Raw genomic sequence first — 14174 nt, forward strand, 5'->3', positions numbered from 1 at the left:
TGCCCGCCCATGGACGGTTATCGCTTACCGATGTTTGATTATTTTGGGACCTCATGCGTTTTTCCCTGATCTTAGCTATTAGCTGTATCCCTTTTGCCTCGTGGGCAACCACCATTGAGCAGAGCCAGTGCATCGCCCCGATCCCAGCAGGGATCGCCTCTGAACAGCCGCATCAAGGCGATAGCAACGATCCTGCCATTCGGGTGAATGCCGATCGCAGCCAAGCGGTGGCCGGCGACAGCGCCACCTTTACCGGTAAAGTCGAGCTGCTCCAAGGTGCCCGTCGGATCCGCACCGAAAACGCCGGTGTGAATCAGCAAGATCGCACCTTTTCAGCCAGCGGTGGCCTGATCTATGAAGATCCCGACGTTACCATTAGCGCGCAAACCCTTAACGCCGATGTGGACGCCAACCAAGCGGAGCTCAGCCAAGCACGCTATTGGTTGAATGGCCAACAGGTGCATGGCACCGCGCAGTTGTTAGAGATCCAGCAAAACAACGACATCGAATTAACCAATGCCACCTTCACGACCTGTGCCGAAGCAGAACCGGCATGGGAGCTTGAAGCGGAGTCGATCACTCTCGACAGCGCCACCGAATGGGGCGAGATCTGGCATGCCAAGGTCAATATGTTTGGGGTGCCGGTGTTCTACGTGCCGTACATGACCGTGCCGGTCACCGACAAACGCAAAAGCGGCTTTTTATTCCCAAGCCTGAGCTCCAGCTCAAAAAATGGCATCGACGTCAGCGTGCCCTACTACTGGAACATCGCGCCGAACTTGGACGCGACCTTAACCACCCAGTACATGAGCAAGCGCGGCACCTTCTTCAGCGGCATTGGTCGCTACCTGCAGCCGTGGGGCGCAGGACAGGTGAATTTAGAGTACATCGGCAACGATCGCCTGACCGCCAACAACGACGAACGTTACCTGTTTCATATTGAGCACGCGGGGCGCTTAGACGAAAACTGGCGCCTGTACGCCGACTATACCCACATCAGTGACGACAACTACTTCACCGATCTGGACAGCAGCGTCAACGATGCCACCGATAACCAGATCAGCCGTGAAGGGGAAGTGTCCTACTTCAACGACAACTGGAACATGGCGCTGAAGGTGCAAGACATCGAAGTGCTCGGTGACGTAGAGCGGCCCTTTCAGGTGATGCCCAGCCTGAATTTTAACTACTACCAATACGATTTAGCTGCGGGATTGAAGTTTGATTTCAACACTGAACTGACCAACTTCGCCCATCGCGACGATGAACACCTCACCGCCACCCGCTGGCACTTTGAGCCCACGTTAACCCTGCCCTACCAAACCCCGGAAGGGGGCGTAACGGCGGAAGTGAAGCTGATGCAGACCTTCTATCAGCAGGACGATCCTAGCGATGTGCTCGACAGTGCCGTCAGCCGTACCCTGCCGCAACTGCGCTTGCATGGGCAGGTCAACTTTGAGCGCGATTTCAGCCTTGGTGGCAACCGCTACCTGCAAACCCTAGAGCCGCAGATCCAGTACCTGTACGTGCCCTACGAGGATCAGTCCGACATCGGTTTGTACGACACCGCCCTGCTGCAAGAAGATTACCTCGGTTTGTTCCGCGACCGTCGCTTCAGTGGCTTGGATCGGATCTCCGACGCCAACCAGCTGACCGTCGGCCTCTCAAGCCGCATTCTCGATAACGGTTTGCACGAAACCGCCGAGCTGTCCATTGGCCAAATTTTTTACTTCCAAGACGCCGAGCTGACCCTAAACAACAGCAACGAACGTCGCACTCAGTCCAGCTCCGCCTTGGCGGTGGAAGGCCAATGGCAGATCAACAAACGCTGGTACACCGAAGCTTCGCTGCAATTTGATAGCCAAAGCGGCGACACCAACAAAAGTGAACTGTTGCTCAATTATCAGGTCGATGACAATAGGCTGGTGCAGTTGTCTCACCGCTATGTGCCGGATCTGGGCACCGACGAGAACGGTCGCAGCATCGACATCAGTCAAACCGGCATGCGCGCCACGTGGCCCGTTGCCAAAGACATCTACTTTGTCGGTAACTACTACTACGACACCAACTTAAGTCGGTCGATTGAAACCTACGCAGGCTTGCAGTACGAGTCCTGTTGTTGGGCGATTCAGCTGGCCTACTACCGCGAGTTGAACACCAACTACGAAGGCGAAGACTTCACCACCATCAGCCAATCCAATGAGTTTGATAGTGGCATTCGCCTTAACTTCGTCTTAAAAGGCCTGGGCTCAACCGGCCCGCTGGGCGTTAAGGCGATGCGTGACGAAGGTCAGTTCAATTTCCGCAAGCCGTACTACTTACGCAACTGATAACAAAGACGTGATAAAGTGCAACCCGCAGCGACCACGCTGACTATTGCCAGGATGGAAAACAATAATGAGAGTTCGTAATACCTTACTTGCTGCTGTACTCGTGCCAATGCTGGCTTGGGCGGCACCACAGCCACTGGATAGCGTTGCCGTATTGGTGAACGATGGCATCATTCTGGATAGTGAAATCCAAGAGCGACTGCAGTCCGTGAAACTCAAAGCCATCCAAGCGGGGCAAAAGTTGCCGTCGGAGCAAGCGCTGCGTACTCAGGTAATCGAACGCTTAATCAGCGAGTCACTGCAACTGCAAATGGCCGAGCGCATGGGGCTGGTGATCAGCGATACCCAGCTGGATCAAACCCTGACCAACATGGCCGCAGAACAGAAACAGAACCTCGACCAATTCCGTGCCAGCGTTGAAGCAAAGGGCGGCAACTACGCCGCTTATCGCGAACAGATCCGCCACGAAATCACCATCGGTCAGGTGCAGCGCATTCAAGTGCAGCGCCGGATCCAAGTGTCGCCTCAAGAGATTGACACCCTGGTTAAGCTGATCAAAGAACAGGGGCTGCAAACCGCCGAGTTCCACGTTGGTCACATCTTGGTGGACTTCGCCAACGATGAAAACGGCGCTCGTGAGCGTGCCGAAAAAGTCATGAAACTGCTGAACAACGGCGCCGACTTTAAAAACACCGCCTTAGCGGCGTCCTCGGGCCCGAAAGCACTGGAAGGTGGCGACTGGGGCTTTATGAACGTCAACGCCATGCCGACCCTGTTTGCTGAAGTAGTAACCGATGCCAAAGCCGGTGACATCATCGGCCCGATCAAAGGCAGCGCCGGTTTCCACATCGTTAAAGTCTTTGAAACCCGTGGCATTCAAACCAAAGAAGTGGCCGAGCTGAGCTCACGCCATATCCTACTGAAGCCATCGCCGATCCTAAGCGAAGACATGGCGCAGCAGATGCTAACCGACTTTTTGGCGCAAGTTGCCGCGGGCGAAGCCGACTTTGCTGATCTGGCCGAACAACATTCTGACGATCCCGGCTCCGCCGCTCGCGGTGGCAATCTGGGCTGGGCCGATCCCAACATGTACGTACCGGCGTTCCGCGATACCCTTAATCGCCTGAAGCCTGGTGAGTTCTCTAAGCCGTTTCGTTCTAGCCACGGCTGGCACGTTGTGCAGCTACTCGAAAAGCGCACCACCGATGCCACCGCCAGCGTCAACAGCGATCGCGCTTACCAGCTGCTGTTCCGTCGTAAATTCGCCGAACAAGCACAGAGCTGGCAGAACGAGATGCGCTCTAACGCGTACATCGAAGTGCTTAACAACAACTCATGAGCCTTCGTATTGCGATAACCCCAGGTGAACCCGCGGGGATCGGCCCTGATCTTGTGGTGCAAATTGCCCAGCAAGCCTGGCCGGTCGAACTGGTGGTCTGTGCCGATCCAAATCTGATGACCCAGCGCGCCAAAGCGCTGGGGTTGCCGTTAGCGCTGCAACCTTATCAACCGTCACAGCCAGCTCAGCCCCAAGCCGCAGGTACCTTAACCATCGCCCCAACGGCCATGATGCAACCGTGCCAAGCGGGCGTTCTGCACGAAGCCAACAGCGCTTATGTGGTGGAAACCCTGCGCTTTGCCTGTGAACGCAACCTCAGTGGTGATTTCGCCGCCGTCGTTACCGGCCCAGTGCATAAAGGGATCATCAACCAAGCGGGCGTGCCTTTTTCTGGCCACACCGAGTACTTTGCCCAACAGGCCGGTTGCCAAGATGTGGTGATGATGCTCGCCACCGAAGGGTTGCAAGTGGCGCTGGTGACCACCCACATCCCATTGGCGTACGTGGCCAAGGCCATTACCCCAGCGCGATTGGAAAAAGTGATCCGGATCCTGCATCAGGATCTGCAAAGTAAATTTGGTTGTCAGCAACCAAAAATCCTTGTCTGTGGGCTTAACCCCCACGCGGGCGAGGGCGGCCACCTAGGCCGAGAAGAGATCGACGTTATCGAGCCTACCCTCGAAACGCTACGCGGCGAAGGAATGTTGCTCACCGGTCCGCTGCCTGCGGACACCCTGTTTCAACAGAAATACCTCGATAATGCCGACGCGGTCTTAGCGATGTACCATGATCAGGGCTTACCGGTGCTAAAATACAAAGGGTTTGGTCAGTCACTGAACATCACACTGGGATTACCCTTTATCCGTACTTCCGTCGACCACGGCACCGCATTGGACTTAGCCGCTACTGGCCAAGCCGACGCTGGCAGCCTGCGCGTCGCCCTTAGCAAAGCCATTGAGCTAGCGAATAATCAACACCCATGAGCAACAACATTCATATGGGGCACCGCGCCCGTAAGCGGTTTGGTCAGAACTTTCTGCACGACATGAACGTCATCGATCGCATCGTTGGCGCCATTGGGCCTGATAACGACCACACCTTGGTTGAAATTGGCCCAGGTCTGGGTGCCTTAACCCAGCCCGTGGCCGAGCAAGTAGAAACCCTTAATGTGGTCGAGCTTGACCGCGACTTGGCCGAGCGCCTGCGTCATCAGCCTCGCTGGGGGCAACGCTTGGTGATCCACGAAGGGGATGCACTGAAGTTCGATTTCAATCAGCTGCTGGAGCCGGGCAAAAAGATGAAGGTGTTTGGCAACCTGCCATACAACATCTCTACCCCGTTGATGTTCCACCTGTTCGAAACCGTAGACAACGTTGCCAGCATGCACTTTATGCTGCAAAAAGAAGTGGTTGAACGCCTGTGTGCTGGCCCAGGCCACAAAAACTATGGCCGCCTAACCGTCATGGCGCAGTACTACTGCGTTACCATGCCGGTACTGGAAGTGCCACCAGGCAGCTTCACTCCGCCACCAAAGGTTGATTCCGCCGTGGTGCGCTTGTTGCCACACGAAACCAAGCCGTACCCGGCCGACAACGTTCGCACCTTAGAAAAGCTGGTTGCCAGCGCCTTTGCCATGCGCCGCAAAACCCTGCGCAACAACCTCAAAGGCCAATTGAGCGATGAAGAGTTCGCCGAACTCAACATCGATCCAACCTTGCGCCCAGAGCGGATCAGCGTGGCGGAATTTGTGGCCATGGCCAACTTCATTAGCCGCCGCAATGCAGCCTAATTCGCCCCTGCGAATTACCGTGGCTTGCCACTATGTGCCGGATCAATCGGATCCGGCGCAGTTACACTTTCTGTTCCAATACCACATCACCATCGACAACATCGGTACCGACACCGTTACCCTAGAGCGGCGCCACTGGTTTATCTGCGACGCCAACGGCAAGCAGATCGAAGTGGAAGGCAAAGGCGTGGTGGGAGAAACCCCAACACTGGTCCCAGGGCAACAATTTCAATACCGCAGCGCGGTGGCGCTGGAAACCCCACTGGGCACCATGCACGGCTATTACACCTTAGCCAGCAGCGAGGGCCCGATAAAAGCCAACATCGCCCCATTTCAACTTTGTCAGCCCGGGATCCTGCACTGATCATGACCCACACCGCGAAGAATCTATTTGTGGGGGATATCCAAGGATGCTTTCACGAACTGCAACTGCTGTTACAACACCTTGATTTTGATCCACACCACGACACCCTTTGGGTCTGTGGCGACATGATCTCCCGAGGCCCCGATTCCCTGGCCACTTTGCGCTACATCAAAGCCTTAGGCCGCAGCGCCAAGGTGGTGCTAGGCAATCACGATCTGCACCTATTCTGCGTTGCGGCAGGGCTAAAACGTGGCAGCCCCAAAGATCGGCAACAGCAATTATTGGCGGCGGACGATCTACCAGAGTTGATTGACTGGCTGCGACAGCAACCGCTGCTGCAACACTGCCCACAGCATAATGTGGTGATGACCCACGCGGGCATTCCGCCCCAATGGGATCTGGCCACCGCCACGGCGCGCGCCCAACAGGTGCAGCAGATTTTGCGCGGCGACAATTACCTCGATTTTTGCCAACAGATGTATGGCCACAAGCCCGATCATGATCGATCCGATGCCAACGCCTACCAACGCGCCACCTACACCGTGAATGCGTTAACCCGCATGCGTTACCTGACCGTTGATGGCCACCTTGAGTTTGACGACAAAACACCGCCTAGCGCCGATTCGGTTCACGTCCCGTGGTTTGCCTTTACCCCACACCAAGTACTGCCCCACTGCCGCGTGGTCTTTGGCCATTGGGCTTCATTGCAAGGCCGCACCAGCCACCCGAATGCCATCGCACTGGATACCGGCTGCTGCTGGGGTGGGCAACTGTGCATCTGGCACGCCGAAGCCGATACACGCTACCTGATCGACGCCGGAGGCCAACAACCGGTGTACAGCCTTTAAGCAAATTAATTGGCTTCAGCACTGAGAAAACGTTAAGAAATTGATACTATCGGCCGATATCAATAAGAACAAAATGTGCAGGGAGCACTCATGAAGATCACGGTCGCAATGCGGATCATCAGTGGTTTTACCTCGGTAACACTGCTGCTGTTATTCCTCGGCGGATTGTCTTGGCTGGACATGCGTAATGTCAGCGACAACACCCGCAGCTTATTAGATTTTTCTTTGCCCGCCCAAGAGCAAGCCAGCAACATTGAACGTACCCTCACCGATCAGCGCATCGCCCTGATTAATGCCTATTACAGCAGCGACAACGGCAGCAACCAAGGCTACCAGCAACAACTGTCCCAACAGCAACAACAACTCAGCGACGAACTGGAAGAGCTGGAAGAGCTGCTGCAACACAGCCCTGATAGCCTGCCGCTGGTTCGTACCCTAAACGAACAATATCAACGCTTTTGGCAACAAGCCTCCGTGGTGATCAGCGCCCACGGCAATGCCCTACAAAGCCAAGAACAGGTGCGCCAAGGGGTAGAAAACTTCGAAGCCACCGTTGATGACACCGTCTCACTGCTGCTGGATGTGATGGATCTGGAGCTCTCCAACAGCGCCCTAGAGCAAAACATGGCCGCGCAAGCCAACTCCCTCGATACCAGCCTCAGCAGCTTAGTCGGCTTAGCGCTTGAGCTGCCCAGCGCCAACAGCCTTGCGCTGCTTGATACCATGCACGGCGAACTGCAATACATACTGACCAACATCAGCCACGAACGTGAACAGCTGCACGCATTGAATCAACAGCAGCCGCTGCCTATTGATGCCGCCGAGCTGTTCAGCCAGTTGGATCAGATCCAGCAAGGCATGGCCGGCAGCAACAGCTTACTGCAACAGCAACAGCATCTGCTTGAGCAAAGCAGCCGCGCCCACAGTGCCCTGAACGACGCCAACACCCAACTGCAAGGGCTCAACCTTACCGTTAGCCGCCTCAATCAGCAGCTCAGTGGGGTTAGCCAAATGGCCGGTGACGATACCTTAGAATCCCTTGAGATCGGGCAACTGCGGATCTTACTGATGATGGCCTTTTCCATCTTGGTGGCTGCCAGCATCGGCTTCTATACCATCCGCTCCATCACCCGCCCACTTAAGCAGGTAAACGACAGCCTGACCATCTTGGCCCAAGGGGATCTGACCGAACGCTTAGAGTACAAACATCAGGATGAATTTGGCCAACTGGTGGCCAACATCAACACCTTGGTCACCAACCTACGGCAACTGATCCGAGCCATTGCCGACAGCTCTCATCAGCTGGCCACGGCCGCGGAACAAACGTCGGCGGTTACAGCGCAAACCACCAGCGGCATTCAAGAGCAGCGCAATCAGCTCGAACAAGTGGCCAGCGCCACCTCAGAACTGTCGGCCTCGGCCAGCCAAGTGGCCACCAGCGCCAGCGACACCCTCGGCGAGATGAAACAAGCCGACGACGAAACCCAGCGGATGAAGACCCTGTCGAGCGAAAACGCCACCGCCTTACAGCAACTGGCCGGTGAAGTTGAGCAAGCCAGCGGCGTGATCAATAAACTGCACGAAGACAGCGCCGCCATTGGCAGCATCCTAGACGTGATCCGCGGCATTGCCGAGCAAACCAACTTGTTGGCCTTAAACGCCGCCATTGAAGCCGCTCGAGCCGGTGAACAGGGCCGTGGCTTTGCCGTGGTGGCCGATGAGGTGCGCTCGTTAGCATCGCGTACCCAAGACTCAACCAGCGAGATCCAGCATATGATTGAAGTGCTGCAACAAGGTGCCCAGCAAGCGGTTGGCGCCATGGAGCAAGGCCAATTACAGGCCCGCACCAGTGTTGAGAAAAGCAACGACGCCAACCAGATGCTCGACTCCATCGCCGATGCGGTTAACCGAGTCTTTAGCGCAGGCAATCAGATCTCGCTGGCCGCGCAAGAGCAAAACAAAGTCTCGCAAACCATCTCCGAACGCCTGTCACAAGTCACCGGCATTGCCGAGGAAACCAGCGCCGGCGCGACTCAAACAGCCAGCTCCAGCCAGCAGGTGGCCGAATTGGCCGAGCAGCTGCGTGAACAGGTGCGTCAGTTCAAGGTGTAATGGTGCCAAGCACCGCCCCCACGAGATCAAAAAAGCCCAGCAATGCTGGGCTTTTTAATGGTTCCGCGCTTTACCGCAGGCCTTAATTCAGGCGAGCGCCAATCGAGGAAGCGATCTTGCCATCACCGTAGCCGTTGGCTGCGGCCCAATCTAATACGGTTTGACCATCCGCTTCCGGAGCAACCAAGGCGTTCTTGGAGATCTGCTTCGCGACAAACACCCCAACCCCATCGGCGTTGTTGCTCATGGCAAACCGCAACAAGCTGTTGCCGTTACATTGGATCTCTGGATAAACGTTTCGCAGTTTCACTCGGCTCTCTTTCAAGCGCTTGCGTAACCGCCCTTTATCGTTGGCTTGCACATAGTCACACACATTGGCAGCTAACTGCTGCACATTGGCTTGGCTCGCGGGTGAGTACGTTACAGCTGCAGCCACCAAGGCAGCAACGACAATCCCTGCACGCATAACAAAATCCCTCTATCGACAGTTAGTATTTGCGCCACAAGAATACCTCAATTCGTTCACATTTGAACCACGCAACCCTTACACTTGGCGTTTTGTTAGGTGGACAAAGCGTAAATTGTAAACGTTACGGTCATCCGCCACTCGTAATTCGCTGCTGTGCTGCTGCCACTGATCCGCTTCCCAGGCTGGGAAATAGGTATCACCGTCAAGCTCCGCATCGATCAAGGTCAGGTATAAGCTGTCAGCGCGCGGCATCAATTCCGCATACAATTGGCCGCCGCCGATCACCATCAATTCGTCCGCTTCCCCCTGCGCTAATGCCAAGGCGGCATCGATGCTGCTGACCACATCCACCCCATCGATCTGCAGATCCGCTTGGCGACTGATCACGATATTGCGTCGCCCTGGCAGTGGCCGGCCAATGGATTCGTAGGTTTTCCGCCCCATCGCAATGGGTTTGCCCATCGTCACCGCTTTAAAGTGAGCCAGATCCGCAGGCAGGTGCCACGGCATCTGGTTGTCTTTTCCGATTACTCGGTTGTTGGCCATACAGGCAATCATGGCGATCTGCACGGGGGCTCCTTGCGCTTGGCTTCAATTCAAAAATGGCGCCCATTTGGGGCGCCATACTGTCGCACAGATGCCCCTCGCGAGGCCAGTCTCAGCAACGATTTGCCGCATTGGCGGCAACTCCTTGCCAGCAGCGAGGGGTAACGGCCTACGGGGCCCCACTCACGGCAAACGGGCATCAGCAGCAGCCAGACAAGTCAGGCAAGTCAGGCAAAGGGTTGCTCGGGGTCGTGCTTCTCTGCAGCCATTGGCTATGGATCTGCTATGGCATTCGCCTCGGTTTAACACACCAAGGGGCCACCCCGCTTAATGGCTCTGTTCTCAGAGTCATACCCCAACAAAAAGGGCGCTCCCATGGGAGCGCCCTTTCGTTAAGCCAAATGGCTGCGGTTACTTCTGGTAAACCACTTCAACGTCGTAATCGTCGTCGTCAAAGTCATCATCCCAGTCGTCATCGTCTTCAACCACAACAGCATTTTTCATCTGTTCAGCGTGGTGGTGCTCCCACTTAAAGGACACCTCTTCTTCCGCCTCCTCATCGTCGAACTGCGCTGGCATTTCGTCGATGATGCGCTGTACTTGCTGCACCAGATCGTCGGTGCCGGTCTTAGAGATCGCCGCAATGGTCGCCACCTCTTCGTCCCACTCCAACGCTGCTTTGATGTCGTTGATGCGCGCTTCACGCTCACCTTCTGGCACCAAATCCAACTTGTTCAGTACCAACAAACGTGGCTTTTCGTACAGCTTGGGTGAGTACTCAGCCAGTTCGTTCAAGATGGCAACAGCACCTTCACCGGGATCGCTGCCATCAAACGGCGCCATGTCAACGATATGCAGCAGCAGACGACAACGCTCTAGGTGCTTCAAGAAGCGGATACCTAAGCCTGCGCCATCGGATGCGCCTTCAATCAACCCTGGGATATCTGCAATCACAAAGCTGGAAGCCGTACCGGTACGCACCACGCCTAAGTTAGGCACCAAAGTGGTAAACGGGTAGTCCGCCACCTTTGGCTTAGCAGCAGAAACCGAACGAATGAAGGTTGATTTACCGGCGTTAGGCAAGCCCAGTAGGCCGACATCCGCCAGCAACAGCAGCTCCAGCTTCACTTCGCGGTGCTCGCCCTTACTGCCCAACGTTTTTTGTCGAGGAGTACGGTTTACCGAGCTTTTAAAGCGAGCGTTGCCAAGGCCGTGGAAACCGCCTTTGGCCACCAGCAGCTTTTGGCCATGGGCAGTCAAATCGCCAATCTGTTCGCCGGTGTCGGCGTCGATGGCGCGAGTGCCCACTGGCACGGGCAGCAACTTATCTTCGCCGCGCTTACCAGTACAGTTCGCACCGCGACCGTTTTCACCACGCACCGCACGGTGACAACGCTCAAAGCGGTAATCCACCAGAGTGTTGAGGTTTTCGTCGGCCACCAAGAACACGTCGCCGCCGTCACCACCGTCGCCGCCATCAGGGCCGCCACGAGGAATGTATTTTTCACGACGGAAGCTAACTACGCCACTGCCGCCATCGGCCGCTTCGGCGCGGATGGTCACTTCATCTACAAACTTCATCGGTCAGTTCCCACTAAAGTTTCGTCTAATAATACGCAAAAAACCCCGCCAAGGCGGGGCTTTTTCTAGTTCGAGCGCAAGTCGTATTACTCAGCGATGATGCTTACGTATTTACGGTTGTTCTTGCCTTTAACGTCGAACTGAACTTTGCCATTCGCAGTAGCAAACAAGGTGTGGTCTTTGCCCAAACCTACGTTGTCACCAGCGTGGAATTTAGTGCCACGTTGACGAACGATGATGTTACCCGCCAGAACGGTTTCTCCGCCGAAGCGCTTAACACCAAGACGTTTGCTTTCTGAATCGCGGCCGTTACGAGTAGAACCGCCAGCTTTTTTGTGTGCCATTTCTCAGATTCCTCGAATTAAGCGTTAATGCCGGTAATTTTAACTTCAGTGAACCACTGACGGTGGCCCATCTGCTTACGGCTGTGCTTACGACGACGGAACTTAACGATTTTCACCTTGTCCGCACGACCGTGAGAAACCACTTCCGCTACCACTTTGCCGCCCTCTACCAGAGGAGCGCCAACTTTTACTTCTTCGCCGTTAGCAACCAACAGAACTTGATCAAATTCGATGCTTGCGCCGGTTTCTACGTCTAATTTCTCAAGACGCAGGGTTTGGCCTTCAGCAACACGATGCTGCTTACCGCCACTTTGGAAAACCGCGTACATAATAACTCCGCTACTTCACACGCTGAATATGCTTAATATAGTTGCACTCAGGGTGTGGCTAAAACTGTTTGACAATGGGCGCGGATTCTACGGCATGAGCAGGAAACAGGCAAGTCTAAGTTAGAAAAAGATCGCTGCTTTTCCTAAATCCCATCTCACGAAGCCGTGAAGCTGCTGGTTCAGTGTCACTTTTTCAGTAGAATGCTAGGCCGCAAAACAATAACCATAGTAGGCTTAGCCCGTAGTTAAGCCAGATTTCGGAACTCCATATGGAACTGAACGCCATCCGTGCCCTTGCCGACGACGATATGCAGTCGGTCAATACCATGATCTACGACCAGCTCCACAGTGACGTGGCCCTGATCAATCAATTGTCTTTTTACATTATCAATGGTGGTGGCAAGCGTTTGCGCCCGCTGCTAACGGTGCTTGCCGCCCGTGCCGTTGATTACCAAGGCGGCGATCTCCACGTCAAACTGGCCGCCATCATTGAATTTATTCATACCGCTACCTTATTGCACGACGACGTGGTGGATGAGTCCACCATGCGCCGTGGTCGCGAAACCGCAAATGCTTTGTTTGGTAACAGCGCCAGCGTATTAGTCGGCGACTTCCTCTATACCCGCTCATTCCAGATGATGACCGAACTCGACAGCATGCGTGTGCTGCGCGATTTGGCCAACGCCACCAATGTGTTGGCCGAAGGGGAAGTATTGCAGTTAATGAACTGCAACGATCCGGATACCACGGAAGACAGCTACATGCAGGTGATCTACTGCAAGACCGCGCGCCTGTTTGAAGCGGCCACTCATTTGCCTGCGGTACTGGCCGGTTGTGATGACGCCATCAGCAGTGCCATGGGCGACTACGGTCGCTACTTGGGCACCGCCTTCCAATTGGTTGACGATGTGCTGGATTACACCGCCGACGCCGATGAACTGGGCAAAAACTTGGGGGATGACTTAGCCGAAGGCAAGCCAACGCTGCCGCTGATCCACGCCATTGCGAACGCCAAGCCCGAAGACAGCAAGCGCATTCGTGACGCCATTGAAAACAGTGGCTGTGATGAAGTTGATGCCGTTGTCGCCACCTTGAACGAGGTGGGCTCGCTGCAATACACCATGCAACGCGCCGAGCAAGAGGCCGACAAAGCCATCGCGGCGTTAGCGGTGCTGCCCGACAATGACTTTAAACAAGCGTTGATCGGTTTAGCCCACATTGCGGTACAGCGTCGTAACTGATCCCAGCACCGCGCACCATCGAAAACCCAGCCTAAGTGCTGGGTTTTTCATGGTGTTAAGCACTGCATGCGGTTTTTTATAAAAAAATCACGCGCGCAGGGAACCATTTGGCCACAACGCAGGTCTAGTAATATGTTCATCATTATCCCTGCAAAGGTTGGCTGTTAGCCGTCAACTAACACCAATCAAAAAAGACGCCCACTAAGGGCGTTTTTTTTTGCCTTGATTGCTATCATCCCCGAGCCGAAAGCCACTTAAGATCCCACCATGCTGTTGATGCTCGATAATTACGACTCCTTTACTTTCAACCTAGTGCAGTATTTTCAGCAACTCGGGCAACAAGTGGTGGTACGCCGTAATGATCAAACCAGCATCGCTGAAATCGAAGCGCTTAACCCCAGTTACCTAGTGATCTCCCCCGGCCCCAAGGATCCCCAGCAGGCTGGGCTAAGCCTTGAGGTGATCGCCCATTTTGCCGGTCGGATCCCACTGTTAGGGGTCTGTTTGGGTCATCAAGCCATCGCCGCGCACTATGGCGCTAACGTGGTTCGCGCTGATAAGCCGATGCACGGTAAAACCAGCCTGATCACGCATCAAGGCCAAGGTGTATTTCGCCAATTGCCGCAGCCGCTGCAAGTAACCCGTTACCACTCGTTAGTGGTTGATCCGGCCACCTTGCCGTCCTGCTTAGAGATCACCGCGTGGCACCACACCCCGCAAGGGCAGATGCAGATCATGGGCTTGCGTCATCGGCAGCTGGCCATTGAAGGGGTGCAGTTTCACCCAGAGTCGATTTTGACCGAGCAAGGGCTGGAACTGCTGGCCAATTTCATCAACACCAATCCGCCCGCGTAAGCTCAGGCTCACAGTCGCTGACAATTTGCG

General features: G+C 55.2%; 14 protein-coding genes. 9 read left to right on the forward strand and 5 right to left on the reverse strand.

The annotated features are described in order from the left end of the window. The first annotated feature begins 53 nt into the window (after positions 1–53). From lptD to Q0796_RS12330, 7 genes are all read left to right on the forward strand, one after another. Positions 54–2327 carry an LPS assembly protein LptD gene (gene lptD, locus Q0796_RS12300; protein WP_298443617.1) on the forward strand — a complete coding sequence of 758 codons (2274 nt, stop codon included), beginning with the start codon at positions 54–56 and terminating at the stop codon, positions 2325–2327. A 67-nt stretch (positions 2328–2394) separates the two neighbouring features. Then, entirely contained in the window at positions 2395–3666 is a 1272-nt protein-coding gene (gene surA / locus Q0796_RS12305) for a peptidylprolyl isomerase SurA (RefSeq protein WP_298443619.1), read from the forward strand. Then, positions 3663–4649 (forward strand): 4-hydroxythreonine-4-phosphate dehydrogenase PdxA, encoded by a 987-nt coding sequence (pdxA, locus tag Q0796_RS12310; protein ID WP_298443622.1) that lies wholly within the window; start codon positions 3663–3665, stop codon positions 4647–4649. Before surA ends, pdxA begins: the two co-directional genes overlap by 4 nt. Next, the gene (gene rsmA / locus Q0796_RS12315; protein WP_298443625.1) at positions 4646–5455 is read left to right on the forward strand and encodes a 16S rRNA (adenine(1518)-N(6)/adenine(1519)-N(6))-dimethyltransferase RsmA; all 810 of its coding nucleotides are present in this window, start codon (positions 4646–4648) and stop codon (positions 5453–5455) included. Before pdxA ends, rsmA begins: the two co-directional genes overlap by 4 nt. Further along, a complete protein-coding gene (gene apaG, locus Q0796_RS12320) occupies positions 5445–5819 on the forward strand; it encodes a Co2+/Mg2+ efflux protein ApaG (protein ID WP_298443627.1) in 375 nt (124 codons plus the stop codon). The genes rsmA and apaG overlap by 11 nt, the downstream gene beginning before the upstream one ends. Positions 5820–5821: 2 nt before the next feature. Next, on the forward strand, positions 5822–6667 hold the full coding sequence (locus Q0796_RS12325; protein ID WP_298443629.1) for a symmetrical bis(5'-nucleosyl)-tetraphosphatase: 846 nt from the start codon (positions 5822–5824) through the stop codon (positions 6665–6667). Positions 6668–6757: 90 nt separating this feature from the next. Then, positions 6758–8779 (forward strand): methyl-accepting chemotaxis protein, encoded by a 2022-nt coding sequence (locus tag Q0796_RS12330; protein WP_298443631.1) that lies wholly within the window; start codon positions 6758–6760, stop codon positions 8777–8779. Between the two features lie 82 nt (positions 8780–8861). Here the strand turns inward: Q0796_RS12330 and Q0796_RS12335 are convergent, their stop codons facing one another. The 5 genes from Q0796_RS12335 to rplU form a co-directional block, all read right to left on the reverse strand. Next, positions 8862–9245 (reverse strand): DUF3718 domain-containing protein, encoded by a 384-nt coding sequence (locus Q0796_RS12335; protein WP_298443634.1) that lies wholly within the window; start codon positions 9243–9245, stop codon positions 8862–8864. A gap of 78 nt (positions 9246–9323) precedes the next feature. Beyond that, positions 9324–9818, reverse strand: coding sequence for a type 3 dihydrofolate reductase (gene folA, locus Q0796_RS12340; RefSeq protein WP_298443635.1), 495 nt, complete (start codon positions 9816–9818; stop codon positions 9324–9326). A gap of 387 nt (positions 9819–10205) precedes the next feature. Then, positions 10206–11375 (reverse strand): Obg family GTPase CgtA, encoded by a 1170-nt coding sequence (gene cgtA / locus Q0796_RS12345; RefSeq protein ID WP_298443639.1) that lies wholly within the window; start codon positions 11373–11375, stop codon positions 10206–10208. 86 nt (positions 11376–11461) lie between these two features. Further along, positions 11462–11719, reverse strand: a complete 258-nt coding sequence (gene rpmA, locus Q0796_RS12350) for a 50S ribosomal protein L27 (protein ID WP_298443642.1) — start codon at positions 11717–11719, stop codon at positions 11462–11464. Positions 11720–11736: 17 nt separating this feature from the next. Beyond that, on the reverse strand, positions 11737–12048 hold the full coding sequence (gene rplU / locus Q0796_RS12355) for a 50S ribosomal protein L21 (protein WP_298443645.1): 312 nt from the start codon (positions 12046–12048) through the stop codon (positions 11737–11739). A 269-nt stretch (positions 12049–12317) separates the two neighbouring features. Between rplU and ispB the strand changes: the two genes are divergently transcribed. Both ispB and Q0796_RS12365 read left to right on the forward strand, forming a co-directional pair. Then, the gene (ispB, locus tag Q0796_RS12360) at positions 12318–13289 is read left to right on the forward strand and encodes an octaprenyl diphosphate synthase (protein ID WP_298443648.1); all 972 of its coding nucleotides are present in this window, start codon (positions 12318–12320) and stop codon (positions 13287–13289) included. A 267-nt stretch (positions 13290–13556) separates the two neighbouring features. Further along, positions 13557–14144: an aminodeoxychorismate/anthranilate synthase component II gene (locus Q0796_RS12365; protein ID WP_298443651.1), complete on the forward strand. Its 588-nt coding sequence runs from the start codon at positions 13557–13559 to the stop codon at positions 14142–14144. Positions 14145–14174: the final 30 nt, after the last annotated feature.

The organism is uncultured Ferrimonas sp., from assembly GCF_947489035.1.
In the GTDB taxonomy this organism is placed as follows: domain Bacteria; phylum Pseudomonadota; class Gammaproteobacteria; order Enterobacterales; family Shewanellaceae; genus Ferrimonas.